A 19,042-nucleotide genomic window follows, 5' to 3' on the forward strand; every position below is an offset into this window, starting at 1 on the left:
TTCACAAACGCGCCTTGCATGGAACGAAAATTCGGCAAAATTTGCTGTCCTCTGAGTTCTCAGACACGACCTAGTAACTCTAAACTAAGTATAGACTTTAATAGAATAATTGAAATGGACTTCAGGCATGAAATTCACCTAGACCTTAGTCGGGAAATTCAGAAAAATATATCATAAATGTATCTATTTTACTAATTTGAGCTGCAATGCTAAATTAACGATTATCCACTTTCTCTGGGTACAAATCATGATTCATGAGGCGATGCTCGGCCATTTGCTCATATTTTGTGCCAGGCTGGCCATAATTGCAATAAGGATCGATGGATATGCCGCCACGCGGTGTGAATTTGCCCCAAACTTCTATATATCTTGGACTCATCAGCGCAATTAAATCATTCATGATAATGTTCATGCAATCCTCGTGGAAATCACCATGATTGCGGAAGCTGAACAAATACAGCTTAAGCGACTTGCTCTCTACCATTTTGTCACCCGGAATATATGATATATAAATGGTTGCAAAATCCGGCTGTCCCGTCATCGGACAAAGACTCGTAAATTCCGGACAATTAAATTTCACGAAATAATCGCGATTCGGATGCTTATTATCAAATGCCTCCAAAATTTCCGGTGCATAGTTAAACAAATATTGTGTTCCTTGATTGCCTAGCAGCGTCACACCGCTTAGCTCCTCTTTGCTTCTTCCTTCCATGCTCGTTTCCGCCTCTCTTAGCTGTTTTGAATTAAACGCCTTTCTTGTTGCCCCATACCCAGGTATGAAGCTGCGGCAGAACGTGCACCCGCTTTAAATCCTGATTCGGCATAACCTTCTCGATTAGCCATTCATAACGTTCCAATAAATAAGGAAGCATGAGCTGCGGCTCCGTTTCCTGCAAGTTTCCATTGCCTGCCTGCAAATAAAAAGGAACCATTGGATACCTGAGGTGAACGTATGTCGCGTACTCTAGATCATCCTCGTCGAAAACGACTGTTTTTAAGCAGAAGCTAGTTGATTTCCGATTCAGGTTGGACACGATTTCATCGAGCTTCGACCAGTCTGTCTTCATGCCAGAGCTCGGCGGCTTAGGCGACAAAGTGAGCTCATCAATCGACCAAAACCAGTCCTGCCAACGACTCCCTTGTGTCTCCAGTGCAACGCTGATGTTTTGTTTATGGAGCTCATCAACAAACTCACCCAGCTGCGGGAGCAGTGCGGGATTGCCGCCGGAAATCGTCACATGCTCAAACGTATTTCCACCTATTGCTTTTAATCGCTCTATTATTTCAAATGCTGTCAGCATGCGAATATCTTCTTTGCCGCTGCCGTCCCAAGTAAATGCTGAATCGCACCAAGAGCAGCTGTAATCGCAGCCAGCAGTACGAACAAACATCGTTTTCCGGCCAATAACCATACCTTCTCCTTGGACCGTAGGGCCGAATATTTCCATTACAGGAATTCGTTTATTGGATGGCATCATTAGACCGCCTCCCGCTTCGGACGATAAATACAATAGCTCGTCGGCGTTTCACGCAAAAAGACCTGAACGCATTGCGGACGATTTACAGTACCATCCAAATGGCGCTGAACGATGTCGCTAATCGTTCGGGCTACCACTTCAGTCGTAGGAAAACGATCGGGCAACACATTGCTAAAGTGTTCGTTGTCGTCATTAAGCAAAGAATGGTCAAAACGATCATGAATCAACCTTTTAATTATGGCGAAGTTGACAAGAAAACCTGCCTCGTCAAGCTCATCGCCTGCAACTGTTACATTCGCATAATACGTATGGCCATGAAGCTGCTGGCATTTTCCAGCCTCTTCACTCGGTACGAAGTGAGCTGCTGCAAAGTGAAAATCCTTATTAAGCTCATAACTATAGCTATGCTGTGCGGCCGGATAAATCTGCTGCATCATCGCTTCACCCTAATTGCGCTGGACTAAATATTCGTCCAACCCATTCCTTCGAAGCTGACAAGCGGGACAATCTCCGCAGCCATCCGCAATAATTCCGTTATAGCAGGTCAATGTGCGTTCACGGACAAAATCAAAGGCGCCCAGCTCATCTGCAAGCTTCCATGTCTCGGCTTTGTTCAGCCACATAAGCGGCGTATCGATCACAAACGGATAGTCCATCGATAAGTTCAGCGTCACATTTAACGATTTTACGAATATATCTCGGCAATCCGGATATCCGCTAAAGTCCGTTTCGCATACGCCTGTTACGATATGTTTCGCACCAAGCTGCTTTGCAAGCACTGCTGCGAACGTAAGAAATAACAGATTACGGCCATCAACAAAAGTTGTAGGCAGCTCTCCTTCTTTTTGCTCAATCGCGATATCGTCTCTTGTGAGTGCATTGGGTGCCAATTGATTAAGAAGGGACATATCAAGAATATGATGCTTAATCTGAAGTTCCTTGGCGATAGCCGCCGCGCAATCCAGCTCCAGCTTATGCCGCTGTCCATAGTTGAATGTAACGGCCTCTACCTCCGCGAATCGTTCCTTTGCCCAAAATAAACAGGTCGTGCTGTCCTGACCGCCGCTAAACACAACGATCGCTTTTTCTGATTTCATGCTGCATCTCCCTCTCTGATGTGAGAAGACTGAGATCGCTTGAATTCCTTCGTATGTACATAAAAAACCAAAGAAACGGCGCGAAGCGTTAAAAAAACCGCTTCGCGCCGAACGCGAAAACGACGATGTCACCTAATGGGACAATCGTTTCGCATAGTTTTTTATAGAGGGAGTTCGCGAACCTCTCCCGAGAGCTATCATTGTCCGTAGACAACAGCTTCGGAGTTTCTTCTTCAGTTGTTCATTCACAAGTACTATAGCATAGCTTCTTGCTTAAAGAAACAGACAGTATTTCACTGTAAATATTAGGAACTTAGAGGACTGGAATATAAAAAAAACATTTATTCAGCAATCTCTTTCAGCTTCATCAATGTCTTAAGGACATGATCAATCAGCTCCGGAATATCCTCCATTTGCTCTTCGCCTATTTTGCGACTAAAGCCAAGCTCGATCACATTCGAATAGGTAGGCGGCTCCGTGCCAAAAAGGTAGCTTATCGTTTGTGTCGGTTCTGTATCCGGCTCCCAAATACGCTTCATAATTTGCTTAATTTGGCTGCACTGCGTTGTGACATCCGTCACTTCCATGAAGAAACGAATTCGAAGCGAGCATGCAGGGGTCTCGCCTGTCAGCTCCAATATTTCCGCCGCCAAATCCTTCAGCGAGGCAGTCAGCTGAATTTCCGCAGACACCCCTGCATATTCAGCAAGCTTAAACTCCAGCATAAATTCTCGCGACATAACCGCCAGCTCCAGACGATCTACCCGGTTGATAATATCAATTTTCCGGTCGAGCGTATCCAAATCATAGAGCTGATTCTCAAAGACTACTTTCAAATTTTCATAAACAGTTGGATCAAACATCGATTTCCCTCACTTATACTACAATATCGTCTTTGCTATTGTAGTCGATAAGAGTAACAGAATCGAGCCTTCGATTCGCTTTTTTGACACTTTAATCTATACCGAAGTCCATATTTGTAATATTATTGCAATAAAGAAAAGAGGTGCTGCATCGATGAAAATAGCTTTTATTTTATTTGATGGCGTTACTTTTTTGGATTTTGTCGGCTTCTATGATGTCATCACTCGCTTGAAGTACTACGAATCAACAAAAGAGTTCTCTTGGGATATCTGTGCGCTGCAGGAAGAGGTTACGGATGAGCTTGGCATGACGATTAAAGTCAATCAAGTCAAACCCGATCTAACGCAATATGGCCTCATTTTCATTCCCGGAGGGCTTGGAACAAGAGCGTTAAGGTTTGATGAATCGTTCACCGCTTGGATAAAGGAGGCTCAGCAGGCAGCGTATATCGTCTCCGTGTGCACAGGCTCGCTGCTGCTTGGAGCCGCTGGTTATCTGACCAATAAAAACGCTACTACCCATCCTTACGCCTATGAATTATTAGAGCCCTATTGTAAAGAGGTTATTCGCTCGCGTATTGTACAGGACGGCAATGTCATTACAGCCGGAGGAGTCGCCACCTCGATTGATTTGGGTCTTTACATCATCGGGTTTTTCTTAGAAGAGCATGAGGTGAAAAGTATTAAAAAACAAATGGATTACCCTTATGAAATGGAAAGCATAGCGATCTATTAACCTCTCTACCAGAAAAATACGGTGTAGTTTCACAAGAACAGACGGAGGTGAACCGTTGAGCACCATTGATACGATTATCTTTGACCTAGACCAGACCTTGCTTGATAAAAACCAATCGTTACTCAACTTTGCAAAGTATCAGTATGAACGTTTTGCACTCCATGCCTTCATTGCAGACAGAGATGAATTTATAGCGAAGTTTACTGAATTAAATAATAGGCTCATACCCAAAGAAGATGTTTATAACGAGTTAATCGGATTTTTCAAGATTGAAGATGCTCTATTTACGCCGCTGCTCGATGATTTAAACCATCACTTTCATCAATACAGCGTCGGGTTTCCCGGCATGAATGAAATGCTTCTCTCCTTAAAGCAGCGTGGATATAAATTAGGCATGATTACGAATGGCAGGGAATTTTATCAGAGGAATAAAGTAACTGCACTCGGTATTATGGAGCTCTTTGATGATATTGTCATTTCAGGTGCGGTCAATTTGAGAAAGCCTGATCATGCTATTTTTCAATTGTCGCTCTCTAATTTAAGCTCTTCGTCTGCGCAGTCCGTTTTTGTTGGCGATAATCTCAAGGCTGACATTATTCCGGCGAACGAATTAGGGATGCGAACGATTCTGAAGAGCAATGACCACTCAATTAAATATCCAGATGCGATATGTCATGATTTACAAGAAATACCAGCAATCATCCATCGTTTTTCAGCATAAAAGAAGCCACAGAGGCTGCTCCTCAAGTAGATTTATCTACATGTGGAGCAGCCTCTTATTGTGTCAATTCAGCTATTTAACTACTCCACCGCTGTCGCTTCTAAAGCCCTTTTAAATATAAAAGCAGCGGCGATAAAGCGAGCTCACGCACGCCTTCTGCTACTAATCCAGCAATTTGAATGCCGCCCAGCTCTTGAAAATGTGTGTCGTCCTGAGCGCCATCAGGAAAATGAATAAATTCCCCAGGATAAGCCCACATGAACAACGCCTTAGAGGGCTCGTCTCCCAAGCGCTCATACAAATCCTTACTCTTTGCAGCCAAATCGATCAGCGGAACATCCAGCTCTGCCGCAAGCTGCTTCATTCCGAGCAAATAATCACCATGAGTATCGATAATCCTGCCTTGCTCGTCGAACTTGCGGCGATGCATCGGTGTAATTAATACAGGTTTTGCACCGCGTGCCCTTGATTCCTCTACATAAACGGCCAGCATTTCCTTAAAGCTGACAAACGGTTCAGTTGCCCGCTCTTCATCCGGCTTCTCGTCATTATGTCCGAATTGAATCCATAAATAGTCGCCCGGCTTTATTTGCTCCATGATAGCTGCCAATCGCCCTTCATTAATAAAGCTTCGTGAGCTTCTTCCCGACATGGCATGATTATCAATCGCTACATCCGTCTTAAAATAAAGCGGAAGCATCTGCCCCCATCCGGCATATGGGAACGTATCTTGATCGGTTACAGTCGAGTCTCCCGCCAAATAAATCGTCGTCGCTTGTTTCGCCTCGTCGATCTGAAGTGCATTAATTCGCGGCACTACTCCTGAGAAGGCAAGGCGCAGCCTTCCATCGGTTACTTTGACGGTGAAGCTGTGTACGGCATATTGTCCTGCTGATGTAACGGCCTTGTGCAGCACTATGCGCCCTACGCCATATTTTAACGTAGTAGAGGTTGGAGCAATGGCATCGCCTATCGTAGCTGTTATCGTGTAGCAGCCATTTGGCAGATCAACAATAAACGCGGCTTCAAGTGGAATACAGAAAGCTCCGCGAAGACGATCCGCCTCTTCTCTATTCCGTGAGCTTATACGTAGGGTTGACTCAAAACCGTAGCCTGCGTCTTTGTTATAGATCGTATTCGGCAGTACTTGTATATAAGGTGAAGCGGGAGCGCTGCCGATACCAAAATCAAACTTAAGCGAAACAGTCATGAAGGCACCATCCTAACGGTTTATTTATGTCATTCTAGAATATCAAAATACGACAAGATAGGAAGTTAATTAGAAGTGGTTTTTGTTCAAAATTCAGTCCCCCTGCGTTTGATTGCCTTATGAAGGAGCGCAGTGCATTATCTTTTTCACTCGATGGCTCTCTACTAGTTATGCTTGCGAGAAAAATTCCATACGAATAAATTCGTCAAAATTTGCGTTACCCGCGGAATTCCGTATACTAATAGATAGGAATCATATAGGAGCTATTTACTAATTGAGGTGACACAAGTGGACGAGTTAAAACAAGCCTATGAAACGATGGGGCTGCCAGAACTTGCGGCCAAAGAGGAAGTGGAGAAGCGTTATACGACACTTATGCGTCAATCACGCTCCAGAGCACAGCTGCAGAAGGATAACGCGGGGGATGCGGATGAATCTTTTGCAACGATTACGAAAGCATATCGACTGATTCTAGAGTACGAGGATCGCAAGCTAACCGATGCCTTCAACGAGCAAGAGTACGGTAAATACAAGAAGATGGCTGGACAAGCTCAGAAAATGGATCATTTCTGGCGCTATTACAAGTTTCACACGCTCGGAGCCATCGCTGCGGTAGCACTTATTATTTATGGTGTAATCAGCTTCATGAACTATCGTGAAGAACAAGAGCGGCTCGCTAATTTGCCACCCGTCGATTTGAACGTTTCATTTATGGGCAATTACATGCTGAAGGATGATGCGCCTAAGAAAGAACCGATTGAAACCGCTCTTTTGACAGCGTTTCCCGAATGGAAAAGATTTGTTTCTACGCTTACGTTTGTCCCTAAAGACCAGCAATCACAATTTGCCTATATGCAGAAAGCAGTGCTCGTACTAGCTACTGAGCATCCGGATGTATATATTATGGATGAGAGCATTTTCGATTGGATCGGCGTTCAGGGAATGCTAATGAAGTTAGACGACGATGTTAACGGAGTATTTAAGCCGCACATGACTGACAGCCTTTCGAAGAAGCTTAAGACCGACGAGGATACCCAAGAGCATGTATACGGAATTGACCTCAGCAAGAGTGCACTGGTCAACCAGCTTCCGCTGTATAAAGAAAACATGATTATCGGCATCAGAGTCGATAGCAAAAATCCAGACAAAGCCAAAGCATTCATTAATAAATACTTGGCTACAATAAAATAGCAGAATAACAAAAAAAGCCCGTTTCCGACAGCCATAATGATGGTTTGTTCGGTAATCGGGCTTTTTAAGTGTTGGCTGGTCGACAGTACTATTGAAATACATCTTATCGCATGCTATTCAAGGATTCTCCTTCAACTAGCCCTCTCCCAAATGCTTCAGCACGATGCTCTCAACATGCTTCAAATGCTGCTTCATTCGCTCAGCTGCAAGCTCAGGGTCCTTTTTCGCAATCGCTTCAACTATCATAGAATGCTCCCTATAAAGTCGTTCCGCTACCGCCGCACTCGAATAAAGCTCCACCCGCCTAATGTCATGGATAGCTGTTTCGATATGATTCATAATCGATTCGAACAAACGTACCATGATTGTGTTATGGGTCGCATTGGCAAGCGTGAGATGAAATCGTAGATCCAGTCTCTCACCTTCGGACTCATCACCAGCGGCACGCTCCATCTCAGCGATAATTTGGCTCAGCTGCTTAAGATCCTCATCCGTATGCTTTACAGCTGCGATTGCAGCATTGGAAACCTCAAGCGATTCGCGAGCTTCCAGTAATTCCAGCACTGTCTTACGGTTCATACGAAGAGACGCTAGCTCCGGCAGCTCCATATCAATCGGTACGCTGCGAATGACGCGACAGCCGCCACCTTGCCGAATTTCAATCAAGCCCATCGCTTTAAGTGCGCTCAGCGCTTCGCGGGTAGTCGAGCGCCCTACCCCAAATTGCTCGGACATTTGTTTCGTAGAGGGAAGCTTATCTCCCACTTTTAATTTGCCATCTATAATAAGACGCTTCACTTGCTCGGTAATTTCCTCGTAATGATTGCGTTTTGACAGCTTCTCTACTTCTAATGACGAAATAACCTCTCACCTCCAACCTTAAACGGCATGCACTGCCTTCTAACAACGCCAAGCCGCTTCTCCTACCCTTATTTACAGCTACCCGACTAACAGCGCATACACGATGCCTGGTCCGTGAACGCCGATAGTCAAATCATTCTCGATGTCGGATGAGCGGCTAGGACCAGTAATAAAATGAATACCTGCTGGCAGCTGCTCGCGTCCCGCTTCATCAAACGTCACGAGCACTTCGCCAAGTCTCGTTTTTAAACGTTCGATCGGGATAATAATAATAAGTACGGTTGGCAGCAAACTGACGGACCGCCCTTTATTCGGAGCTGATAATACAGTAACCGAACCCGTATAGGCAACGGCATGATCCGCGATCACGATGCCAAAATCCGCTTCAGCTGCACGAGCGCGCCAATGCTGCTCAACATCCGTATTCCACACCGATACCTGCGAATCCTTCAAAGCGCCTTCAAGCTCGAGCTCATCCAGCTCTGGCTGATTTTGACGAATAATATATTTAGCACTCATTTCCTCCGCTTTGGAAACGATAAAGGATTTCACATCATCCATCGATGGAAGACGGGCTACATGGCCGCCTACTGAAAGAAAATTGTCTGTAAACTGTTTGATTCGCTCTTCTTCCGGCCATTCGAATGAGTTCCAGAAATCGGGAGCTCCGCGAAAAGGATGCTGCGGCTTATGTGTCATTCGCGGATGTCTCAGCTTAGCCGCAATATCATTCATAAAAAGCTCCTGTTTCGCCCTTGAATCTGCTTCAAGCTTTTCCAGCCATTGTTTATGTGTCTCAGCCATGATCATGTCCTCCTTTACCTTGCTTTTCCTCATGCTCACGAGTACGTAAAAGCTCCTCCATCCGATTTTGCATCGACGGCTCCATCTGTTTTAAGCCCTGCTTCAGCTCTTGATCAAGCGTATCCCAGCGATCACGGAACGATTCCTTTGGCAGGCTAGGTGTTACACGATAGGTGTTCCAGCCCTTTAGCGGCCCAAGCTTCGTCTTAATGACACCGCTTCGTACAACGAGCTTCTGACCGAGCTTACCGAGTCGCAGTACCCCGCCAAGCCGCGAGGAATTGCCCATGACGGTGGCGAAGCCTTGCATACCGATGGACTCCATCTTGCTGCCATTTCCACTTTCCACCTTGCGTCTGCGTAAATAAACAAGCATATCATGAAGGGGGATTTTGACCGGACAAGCCTCATAGCAAGCGCCGCATAAGCTGGAAGCATTGGCGACATCATCCCATTCGGCGATGTTTTTGTTCAAGGACGGCGTAAGCACGGCTCCAATTGGACCGCTATACGTGCTTCCATAAGCATGACCGCCAATATGGCGATAAACCGGACAAGCATTCAGACATGCACCGCAGCGAATACAATTGAGCAGCTCTTGGAATTCCGGATCGCCAAGCTGCAAAGAACGGCCATTATCAATGATAATGATGTGCATTTCGTCCGGGCCGTCTGCATCCTCCGAGCGGCGCGGGCCAGTAATGCCATTCATATACATCGTCAGCTTTTGTCCAGTTGCCGAGCGCGGCAGCAATGTAGCCATCACTTCAAGATCAGACCATGATGGAATAATTCGCTCCATACCCATCAACGTAATTTGCGTTTTAGGGACAGTACTCACCATCCGAGCATTGCCTTCGTTTTCAAAAAGCACCATCGATCCCGTCTCCGCAATCGCAAAGTTGCAGCCGGTCATGCCGATCTCAGCCTCCAAAAACTTCTCGCGCAGCTTTTTGCGAACGAAACCTGCAAGCGCCGTCGTATCCGGCGGCAGCGTGTAGCCCGCCTCTTTGGACAGCAATTCAGCGATTTGATAACGGTTTTTGTGAATGGCTGGGATGACGATGTGGGATGGCATTTCACCTGCAAGCTGAATAATATATTCGCCTAAGTCGGTTTCTACCGCTTCAACACCAATGGATTCAAGCGCATGATTAAGATGCAGCTCCTCTGAAACCATTGACTTGGATTTAACGACCGACTTCGCATTCGCATGCTCTGCAATGTCTAGCGTCAGCTTGACCGCTTCCTCTGCCGTACTCGCAAAATGGATATGAACGCCGTTTGCGCGGGCATTGTTCACAAACAAGTTCAAATAATAATCCAAATGTGCGATCGTATGGAGACGAATTTGTCTGCCTCGCTCCCGCCATTCTTCCCAATTCCCGTGCTCGTCAGTCGCTTTTTTCTTCCCATTGCGCAGCCGTTCTGTTGTGAATCGCACCGCTTTGCGCAGAAATTCGTCGTTGAGGGCAAGATCCGCTCTTGCTTTTACTGTAGCTTCCTTTTTCACGACAGCCATCTTATTTCACCCCTTCATATAGCAGCTCAGCCAAATGCATAACACGGACAGGTTCGTTGCGATAGCGCAGGTTTCCAGCAATGTTGAGTAAACAAGCCATATCTAGCCCGACTAACACTTCCGCTTCCGTCTCCAGCACATGATCGACCTTCTCCGTCACCATTGCTCCAGAAATATCAGCCATCTTAACAGCGAATGTTCCGCCAAAGCCGCAGCAATCCTCAGCAAATGGAAGCGGTACAAGCTCAAGTCCCTTCACATTCTGAATAAGCGCAAGCGGCTCATCCTTTACGCCAAGTATCCGACTGCCGTGGCAGGAAGGATGATAGGTCACTTTATGAGGAAATGCAGCGCCAACATCGGTAACGCCAAGCACCTGCACCAGAAACTGCGTGAATTCATAAGATTTGCTCTGAAGCTTGTTGGCTCGTTTCAGCATGACCGGATCATCCTCGAACAGCTTCGGATAATGGTGAATCATTCCCGTGCAGGAGCCTGATGGTGAAATAACGAAGTCGCTGTCTTCAAACGCACCCAATATCGTTTTGGCAGACTCCCTCGCTTCCTTCCAATAGCCGCTGTTGTAGGCCGGCTGTCCACAGCAGGTTTGCACCGTCGGAAACTCCAATGAAACACCGTACTTTGCCAGCAAGCGCACCATCGCTTCGCCGACCCTTGGATATAACGCATCGCTTAAGCATGTAATAAATAATGAGACCTTCATACCCGCACCCCTTCCGTTACTTATACTTCTATAATATCAGGTTGTCAGACAAGTTTGGTGAAAATTTTTTATGTGAAAAATGTTTTAGATGTAAGAACACATATGTGCTTACAGCATTCTTTCGTAGGTAACCAGCCTGTTAAGCTGCGCAATAAGCACCTATATGTGCTTACAAGCACTCAGAAACGCTACTTTTACCGTTGTAAGAACACATATGCGCTTACAGCATTCTTTCGTAGGTAACCAGCCTGTTAAGTTGCTCAATAAGCACCTATTTGTGCTTACAGACACTCATGAACGTGACTTTCAACGCTGTAAGAACTCATATGCGCTAACAGCATTCTTTCGTAGATAACCAGCCAGTTAAGTTGCTCAATAAGCACCTATTTGTGCTTACAAACACTCAGAAACGCTACTTTTACCGTTGTAAGAACACATATGCGCTTACAGCTCATTTTCGCAAGTAACCCTATCCTATACAACAATAATGGCGCTGCGCTTCTACTGAAGCCAGCGCCATCTATGCTCTACACCGTTGTAACGGAAATTTGTTTTTCCTTAAGCTGCGATAAGATTGCTGCTGGCAGCCGCTCATCCGTAATGATTGCATCTACATCATCTAAATCCGCCACATGGGTAAACGCTTGAACGCCGAACTTGCTGGAGTCGGCGACTAGAATGACTTGATCCGCCATACCTACCATTTTGTGCTTGATGCGTGCTTGCAGCTCATTCGACTCACTAACCCCGCGCTCCAAATGGACACCTTTGCAGGAGAGAAATGCTTTATCCACATGATATGCATCAAGAGAACGCTCGGCTAACGGACCGACATAGGACAATGAACGCGAAGCCAAAATGCCGCCCGTCGAAATCACTTCAATCTTCTCTTTGCTGCTCAGCTCCATCGCAACTTTGATGGAGTTGGTTAGCACCGTAAGAGGTATATCCGGCATGCTTGCCGCCATATACCAAGCCGTCGAGCTCGCATCAAGCAAAATACGCTCATTCGGCTGAATCAACTTAATCGCTTCCACAGCAATTCGTTTTTTCTCCTCCGCATGCGTAATCTCCCGCTCGAAATACGGAATTTCCGGCTGCTGATCCTTTACGCTAACCGCACCGCCATGGGAGCGGCGCAAACGTCCGGCTTGCTCCAAGCGGTCAAGGTCACGCCGAATCGTTTCCTCGGTCACCTGACATAGCTCGCTCAGCTCCGTAACCCGGATGCTGCCTCTCTCATTTACCAGCTGTACAATTTTATCGTATCGTTCATGGACCAGCATAACGTACCTCTTTCATACTTATATTTGTATTCGCTGCTTAAGCGATTCCTGTTGTTTCTTTAAAAGCACGATATGCGCTCTCCCAAGCATCATTCTGCTCTGGCTCATACACATCAACTGGGAATGACTCGCGTATCACTTTGCGCGCTTCCCAAATGTCAGCAAGCTGACCACTTGCAATCCACTGCACGATCATGTTGCCAATTGCACTGCCTTCCACGGGTCCTGCCCACACGGGCTTGCCAATCGCATTTGCAGTCCATTGGCAGAGCAGCGTATTTTGAATGCCGCCGCCAACCATATGCAAACCGCTGAACGCTTGACCAGACAATTGCTCTGTTAACTCTAGCACATTTCGGTACTTCAAGGCTAAGCTCTCCAAAATACACCGAACAATCGCTCCTGTATCTGTAGGTGCCGTCTGCCTTGTGCGCAAACAATACTCCGTTATTCTAGCAGGCATGTCTCCCGGGTGCAAAAACAACGGATCATCCGGATCAATAAACGTAGCAAATGGCTTAGCTTCTTCGGCAAGCTTTACTAATTCGGGGAACGTATAAGAAATTCCTGCCCGCTCCCATGAACGTCTGCATTCCTGCAAAATCCACAGTCCCATAATGTTCTTCAGCAAACGATACGTGCCATAAACGCCGCCTTCGTTCGTAAAGTTCAGCTGCTGCGACAGTTCATTAATGACTGGCTCGTCGACTTCTGTACCCATAAGCGACCAAGTGCCGCAGCTTAAGTAAGCAAAAGACTTTTCAAGTGCAGGCACTGCGGCAACCGCTGAGCCTGTATCATGCTCCGCTGCTGCATAAACAGGAACGGACTCAATGCCAAGCTCCTCGCAAAGGGAAGCTCGCAAGCTGCCAACCTTCGCCCCTGGCTGTACAACCTCACCGAACAGTTCCGGCGAAATGCCAATCGAGCGAATCAGTTCCTCGTCCCAGCTGCCGGCAACAGGGTTATACAGCTGCGTTGTCGTTGCGTTGGAAAACTCATTATATTTCTCACCCGTCAAAAAATAACGGAGCAAATCCGGAATCATTAGAAAATGTTTGGCATCCCGCAGCAGCGGTGAATCTGCCTTCTTCAAAGCAGCCAGCTGATTAATCGTATTAAACGGCAGAAACTGAATACCCGTCTTCGCAAATATACCCGTTGTCGTCAATTCCTCCACTACCTGCTTCATTACGCCATCTGTATGATGATCGCGATAATGATAAGGATTGCCAAGCAGCTCCCCATTGCTTCCAATCAAGCCAAAATCAACGGCCCAAGAATCAATCGCAAGGCTGTCCAGCGTAATGTCGCGATGCCTAACTAGCAGCAGCGCTTGCTTTAACTCATGAAGCAGTCGCAAAATATCCCAGTGCAGTCGATCGCCGACCTGCACCGGATCATTGGAGAACCGGTGCAGCTCCTCTACCTCGATCTTGCCGTTATTCAGCCTGCCAAGCAGCGCTCTTCCGCTGCTTGCTCCGAGATCGTAAGCAAGGATGGTCACCAGCTGGCACCGCCCTTGCCTCTCGCCAATATGTCTTTGCCATAGCTGCTGCTTAGGTATGCTTTCATTGGATCATGCGGCAAGCCCTGCTCTTCGCGAATCGCGTGCAAAAGCGGTGTAACATCGAATTCAAATGCGCGGCGCACAGCATCCTCAGCGCCAAGAACATCATTGCGTTCAGCAGCATCATTCACTTCATCATGGTTAATGAGCAGCGCCTTTGCCAGCTGGGTTTGCACGTTCAGGACGGAGCGCAGCATGGCAGGGATTTTTTGCTCGATATTATGTGACTGGTCAATCATATAAGTAATACTCTCTGCATTGCCGCGAACAGCAGCATCCGCATCGCCTGCTGCACTCAAGATTTGATAGAAAATTAAGAACAGCTCGTACGGGTTTACCGTTCCGACAATAAGATCATCATCTGCGTACTTACGGCTGTTAAAATGGAATCCGCCAAGGCGTTTCTCGTCTAGCAAGTAAGCAACGATATGCTCAATGTTCGCGCCAGGCAGATGGTGGCCTGTATCGACAAGCACTTCCGCTTGCGGCCCGAGCTTTTGCGCGAGGTTGTAAGCCATGCCCCAATCGGCAAGATCCGTATGATAAAACGCCGGCTCGAAACATTTGTATTCAATCAGCAAGCGCATGTCAGGCGTCAAAGCGCTGTACATTTCGGCTAGCGCTTCCTGCATCCAAGCTTTACGCTTGCGGATATGGCCTTGGCCCGGATAGTTCGTACCGTCTGCAAACCACAAGCTGAATTCATTCGAGCCCGTTTCCTTCGCAATATCGACGCACTCGAGCAAATGGTTCGTCGCTTTGCGGCGGATCGCCGCATCGGAATTGGTTACGCTGCCCAGCATGTAATCCTCGTCCTGGAACAGGTTCGGGTTCACTGCGCCGATGGTAAGTCCAAGACTTTCCGCATGGCTTCTGAGCTTGCCGTAATCTTCTACCTTGTCCCATGGGATATGAATAGCTACTGAAGGAGCGATCCCCGTCAGCTTATGCACTTGCGCCGCATCTTCAACCTTCTCAAACGGATTGCGAGGCACACCTTCCTTCTGGAACACTTTAAAGCGCGTGCCTGAATCCCCATAGCCCCATGACGGCGTCTCAATTTTGAGCGCTTTCAATCTAGCTTTCACTTCATCTATATTAATGCCTCTTTCTTTCTGCTGCTCCTCAAAAAACGTATAAGCGCGATCAGTCATTATGGAACACCCTCTCATTTATATTTTCAACCTATTTGATTGGAAAAGCCATCGTAGACATCAACGTATTCTCTGCCTGCGTCGAATCTAATCTGCTGTATTGTACAATGATTGGAATATTGCTCTGCACCTCAATGGCGTAAGGAACGCCGATTGGAATCGACGCCCCTTCCTTCATTAATGAGCTGGTGCGTATATGGTTTGTTCGTCTGCCGGGAACAACAACTTGAATATCTTCCATCGGCTCGCGATCCTCAAAATAAATCGTAATATGAATAATGGCCTCTTCGGTGGAGCAATTCAGCACGCATATCGATTCATGGCTGGTTAGCGTTCCCGTGCTATCTGGCGGTATATAACCATCCGGTATATACCAAGATTTCTCGCCTCTCCCTTGGATCATATCGCCTAACCTCCTAACGGGTGAATGCAGCAGGTACGCCGCCGTCAATAGTTAACATACAGCCTGTCGTTTTATCTGCTTTGGAGGAGGCAAAAAATGCAATGCCCTCTGCGATGTCGCGCGGATAAATGTTGACTAGCAGCGTCGTGCGCTTGCGGTAGTATTCTTCCAGCTGATCCGGCTCAATGCCATAAGCCGCAGCACGTTCATTCCGCCAGCTGCCGTTCCAAATTGCTGACCCCTGCAAAATCGCATCCGGCAAAATCGTATTTACACGAATGCCGAATTCGCCGCCCTCAGCTGCGATACAGCGTGCCAAATGAGCTTCAAGCGCTTTTGCCGAGCTATAAGCAGATGCATTTTTACCCGCGTACACAGAGTTTTTCGAACCGATGAACACCATGTTGCCGCCAATGCTTTGCTGCTTCATTAATTTAAATGCTTCGCGAGCGACCAGGAAATAACCTGTTCCGAGCACATTCATATTCAAATTCCATTCCTTAAGCGATGTCTCGTCGAATGGGCTTGAAGTCGCAAGACCAGCGTTGTTCACGATAATGTCCACGCCGCCGTAAGCAAGTGCTGTCTCTGCATAAGCAGCTTTGACCTGCTCTTCGCTCGTCACATCCATTTTCACGGCTGTTGCTCGGCATTCGCCAAATTTCTCATTAATTTCAGAGGCAACCTTTTGCGCGCCTTCAAGATTAAGATCTGCAAGCACAACATGCGCACCCTCTGATACTAAACGGCGTGCTGTTTCACTTCCGATACCGCCAGCGCCGCCTGTAATGAAAGCAACCTTACGCGAAAATTCCGTTTCAGCCGGAGCAAGCGACAATTTGTAAAGCTCTAATGGCCAGTATTCCACGTTGTACGACTCGTTCTCGCTAAGCGATACGAAATCACCTAATGCTGTTGCGCCGCGCATCACGGCAATCGCACGGTGGTATAGCGCTCCGCTCACTTGTGCCATCGCCCAGCTCTTGCCGGTGTTGATCATACCGATACCCGGAATTAGAATTACGCGAGGCGCTGCTTCAAACATGATGTCGCCTTCATTTTTGTTGCGTTCAAAATAAGCTTTATATTGCTCTTTGTATGCAGCGATTCCTTCTGATAGTTTCGCCTTCAAACCATCGATATCCTCTGCATTTGGCGTCCAGTCAATAAACAATGGAACAACCTTCGTATGCACCAAATGATCCGGGCATGCAGCGCCGACCTGCGATAATGTCGGAGAATTATTCCCGCTTACGAATGCAAGCACATCCGCCTCATCGTCAAATGTCAAAATCATCTTCTTCGCATCGCTCACTGCGCCGCGAATGGTTGGCATAACCTGTGCAGCTACGCTTTTGCGAACATCAGCTTCGAGCACCTCGTATTTCACGCCGCCAAACAATGAAGCCTCGTCAAAACGAGATTCAATGAATGCCTCTGCCTCGGAAATGATTTTGATCGTTTGCGCGTAACACTCCTCGCTAGTCTCGCCCCAAGTAACAAGGCCGTGCTTTTCCATCAGCACCAGCTCGGCATTTGGATTGGCAAGAACACCTTCGGCAATCATTTTGGAGAGGTTGAAGCCAGGACGAACATAAGGAACCCAGACAAAACGGTCGCCGAAAATTTCCTTCGCAAGCGCTTTTCCGTTATCCGCACAGCACAAGCTAATAATAGAATCCGGATGTGTATGATCCACATGTTTGAATGGAAGAAAAGCATGCAATAGCGTTTCAATCGACGCACGCGGGTGCTTCGAATCGATCATGCAGTTGACAAGGTAAGCAACCATCTCTTCGTCCGGCATTTCAGCACGTTCAAATAATGGACGGATATCATCCATCCGCAGTCCAGTAAAATTGCCTGCTTTCATAGAAGCAAGATCCGAACCGCTGCCCTTCACATACATCACTTCAACGTCGCGACCGCGGAAATCTTTTACGATTGTTTTGCTAGACGTATTGCCGCCGCCGTAATTGCAAACTCTGCGATCTGCACCGATGATGTTGGAGCGATATACGAGCTCAGTCAATCCGCCTTCCAACTGCGATGCTTTTTCGTTTTCCCACAAACTTTGTACCATGGATATACCTCCGAATGATGTTTTGTATTTGTTTGAATCGATCATATCACATTTGTTTATGTTTGAATATGATTATTTCAAAAACAAACAAAGATGTATATTTATCGTTTTCTTTTTATATTTTTGACTAAACAAGCTATTCCCACAGTTTCGGGCAGCAAGCATGTACTTATTAGACTAACAAAAAAAGATGCCCCTCAAGGTCGTAAAAACCTAAAGGGGCATCTCTTCATTATATATACTACACAGCATTCCTTACTGGCAGCGCAGCGTCACTTCAATATCTTGGTTATAATTTCCGAATCCTTTGCCAAACAGCGTAACGCCGCCGCAATTTCTCGTCGTTGTGCTGGATGAGATGCGGAATAAAATTTCTTTATCATAAGCGAGCATTAGCTCGCCAATCGTAACATCAGATACTTTAATGCCATCAATATACGAGCCTTGCTGGTTAACGCGGATCGTTTTCATAAAGCCATACTGAATATTTTTATGCCACCACTCGGGAGTATACAACCCTCGTGAGCTTCCAAAATCGCCTGGATACGTCCACGTTCCAACACCGACACCGTTAATCGTAAAAGCAATATCCGATGGCAGGTGGTTGACGCTGCAAGGCGTGTCCGAACAAATCTCCATCGCAATTTCGAGCGACTCTGGCATTTCGTTATTCACCATATAATTGGGTATACGGTATTCCACAAATCCTGAACCGAACCATAAGACTTTGGCATGGACATGCTCTGGATCGGCAAAATAACGCGGATCATCGCACATCCCAATCATTTGAGTATCGGATGCCAGTCCGCAGGTTGGTTTAATTTGGTACGATGAATAATGTCCCACAGGCAGTGAAACCGAGTAACGCTTCGTTTCGTCCGTGACGGGTTCACTCTTAAAAACCAGCATCGCCTGCGACAGCTGGAGATGGCATATCTTTTGCATGCCGCGCTTGCCAGCCACGCTTTCGCTGCGAACAATGCCGGCTTCCTCCAGCATATGAATATGTCTTGTAACGATAGGAGACTTTATATCTAGCGCCTCGGATAAGCTTTTTATATTCATAGGCTGCACGCCTAGCAATTCAATCATTTTGACCCGTGTGTGTGATGAGAAGCATTCAAGAAACTTCATATTGCGGCTGCTCACTTCAATTTCCATTGCTGCTTCCCCTGTCTCTAGCTAATTTCAAATCATTATATAACTAAAAAGTTATCCTTTCAACACTTCCCTGCTCCACCTTGACTTATGGAGTAGAATTAACTAAAATAAACGGCGTATACATAACTCAAAAGATATTTAGTTACCTTTTTAGTTATCTAAATAGTTTTAGGAGGAA

Annotated in this window: 19 protein-coding genes and 1 riboswitch; of the genes, 3 read left to right on the plus strand and 16 right to left on the minus strand. The window is 46.6% G+C overall.

Annotated elements, in window-relative coordinates; all coding sequences use genetic code 11:
- Positions 1–214: 214 nt before the first annotated feature.
- The 5 genes from queF to AC0VYE_RS22200 form a co-directional block, all read right to left on the minus strand.
- Positions 215–712 carry a preQ(1) synthase gene (queF, locus tag AC0VYE_RS22180; RefSeq protein ID WP_339203627.1) on the minus strand — a complete coding sequence of 166 codons (498 nt, stop codon included), beginning with the start codon at positions 710–712 and terminating at the stop codon, positions 215–217.
- Positions 713–743: 31 nt separating this feature from the next.
- On the minus strand, positions 744–1,478 hold the full coding sequence (gene queE / locus AC0VYE_RS22185; RefSeq protein ID WP_256710818.1) for a 7-carboxy-7-deazaguanine synthase QueE: 735 nt from the start codon (positions 1,476–1,478) through the stop codon (positions 744–746).
- Entirely contained in the window at positions 1,478–1,915 is a 438-nt protein-coding gene (gene queD / locus AC0VYE_RS22190; RefSeq protein ID WP_076266764.1) for a 6-carboxytetrahydropterin synthase QueD, read from the minus strand. Before queD ends, queE begins: the two co-directional genes overlap by 1 nt.
- Before the next feature lie 9 nt (positions 1,916–1,924).
- On the minus strand, positions 1,925–2,575 hold the full coding sequence (gene queC / locus AC0VYE_RS22195; RefSeq protein WP_076266763.1) for a 7-cyano-7-deazaguanine synthase QueC: 651 nt from the start codon (positions 2,573–2,575) through the stop codon (positions 1,925–1,927).
- A gap of 147 nt (positions 2,576–2,722) precedes the next feature.
- A riboswitch (PreQ1 riboswitch) is annotated at positions 2,723–2,766 on the minus strand.
- A 150-nt stretch (positions 2,767–2,916) separates the two neighbouring features.
- Positions 2,917–3,438 (minus strand): hypothetical protein, encoded by a 522-nt coding sequence (locus AC0VYE_RS22200; RefSeq protein WP_076266762.1) that lies wholly within the window; start codon positions 3,436–3,438, stop codon positions 2,917–2,919.
- A 154-nt stretch (positions 3,439–3,592) separates the two neighbouring features.
- Between AC0VYE_RS22200 and AC0VYE_RS22205 the strand changes: the two genes are divergently transcribed.
- Both AC0VYE_RS22205 and AC0VYE_RS22210 read left to right on the plus strand, forming a co-directional pair.
- Positions 3,593–4,174 (plus strand): DJ-1/PfpI family protein, encoded by a 582-nt coding sequence (locus tag AC0VYE_RS22205; protein WP_475442896.1) that lies wholly within the window; start codon positions 3,593–3,595, stop codon positions 4,172–4,174.
- Positions 4,175–4,229: 55 nt separating this feature from the next.
- On the plus strand, positions 4,230–4,895 hold the full coding sequence (locus AC0VYE_RS22210; RefSeq protein WP_076266760.1) for an HAD family hydrolase: 666 nt from the start codon (positions 4,230–4,232) through the stop codon (positions 4,893–4,895).
- A gap of 100 nt (positions 4,896–4,995) precedes the next feature.
- Here the strand turns inward: AC0VYE_RS22210 and AC0VYE_RS22215 are convergent, their stop codons facing one another.
- On the minus strand, positions 4,996–6,105 hold the full coding sequence (locus tag AC0VYE_RS22215; RefSeq protein ID WP_475442897.1) for a rhamnogalacturonan acetylesterase: 1,110 nt from the start codon (positions 6,103–6,105) through the stop codon (positions 4,996–4,998).
- 288 nt (positions 6,106–6,393) lie between these two features.
- Here AC0VYE_RS22215 and AC0VYE_RS22220 point away from each other — a divergent pair, with 288 nt between their 5' ends.
- Complete coding sequence (locus AC0VYE_RS22220) at positions 6,394–7,296, plus strand: hypothetical protein (RefSeq protein WP_076266758.1); 903 nt, start codon at positions 6,394–6,396, stop codon at positions 7,294–7,296.
- Positions 7,297–7,431: 135 nt separating this feature from the next.
- Here AC0VYE_RS22220 and AC0VYE_RS22225 read toward each other — a convergent pair whose 3' ends face one another.
- From AC0VYE_RS22225 to AC0VYE_RS22270, 10 genes are all read right to left on the minus strand, one after another.
- Positions 7,432–8,157: a FadR/GntR family transcriptional regulator gene (locus tag AC0VYE_RS22225; RefSeq protein WP_076266757.1), complete on the minus strand. Its 726-nt coding sequence runs from the start codon at positions 8,155–8,157 to the stop codon at positions 7,432–7,434.
- A gap of 78 nt (positions 8,158–8,235) precedes the next feature.
- Complete coding sequence (locus AC0VYE_RS22230) at positions 8,236–8,961, minus strand: LutC/YkgG family protein (protein WP_475442898.1); 726 nt, start codon at positions 8,959–8,961, stop codon at positions 8,236–8,238.
- Positions 8,954–10,483, minus strand: coding sequence for a LutB/LldF family L-lactate oxidation iron-sulfur protein (locus tag AC0VYE_RS22235; RefSeq protein ID WP_475442899.1), 1,530 nt, complete (start codon positions 10,481–10,483; stop codon positions 8,954–8,956). Before AC0VYE_RS22235 ends, AC0VYE_RS22230 begins: the two co-directional genes overlap by 8 nt.
- Before the next feature lies 1 nt (position 10,484).
- Positions 10,485–11,207 (minus strand): (Fe-S)-binding protein, encoded by a 723-nt coding sequence (locus tag AC0VYE_RS22240; RefSeq protein ID WP_475442900.1) that lies wholly within the window; start codon positions 11,205–11,207, stop codon positions 10,485–10,487.
- A 527-nt stretch (positions 11,208–11,734) separates the two neighbouring features.
- A complete protein-coding gene (locus tag AC0VYE_RS22245) occupies positions 11,735–12,493 on the minus strand; it encodes a DeoR/GlpR family DNA-binding transcription regulator (RefSeq protein WP_430054191.1) in 759 nt (252 codons plus the stop codon).
- Positions 12,494–12,530: 37 nt separating this feature from the next.
- The gene (locus AC0VYE_RS22250; protein ID WP_475442901.1) at positions 12,531–14,000 is read right to left on the minus strand and encodes a rhamnulokinase; all 1,470 of its coding nucleotides are present in this window, start codon (positions 13,998–14,000) and stop codon (positions 12,531–12,533) included.
- Entirely contained in the window at positions 13,997–15,217 is a 1,221-nt protein-coding gene (gene rhaI / locus AC0VYE_RS22255) for an L-rhamnose isomerase (RefSeq protein WP_076266751.1), read from the minus strand. Before rhaI ends, AC0VYE_RS22250 begins: the two co-directional genes overlap by 4 nt.
- A gap of 31 nt (positions 15,218–15,248) precedes the next feature.
- On the minus strand, positions 15,249–15,620 hold the full coding sequence (locus tag AC0VYE_RS22260; protein ID WP_076266750.1) for a sensory rhodopsin transducer: 372 nt from the start codon (positions 15,618–15,620) through the stop codon (positions 15,249–15,251).
- A gap of 13 nt (positions 15,621–15,633) precedes the next feature.
- A complete protein-coding gene (locus AC0VYE_RS22265) occupies positions 15,634–17,703 on the minus strand; it encodes a bifunctional aldolase/short-chain dehydrogenase (protein WP_475442902.1) in 2,070 nt (689 codons plus the stop codon).
- 255 nt (positions 17,704–17,958) lie between these two features.
- Positions 17,959–18,864: an ArsR/SmtB family transcription factor gene (locus AC0VYE_RS22270; RefSeq protein WP_076266748.1), complete on the minus strand. Its 906-nt coding sequence runs from the start codon at positions 18,862–18,864 to the stop codon at positions 17,959–17,961.
- Positions 18,865–19,042 lie beyond the last annotated feature (178 nt).

It is taken from the genome of Pristimantibacillus sp. Z349TD_6, from assembly GCF_056173205.1.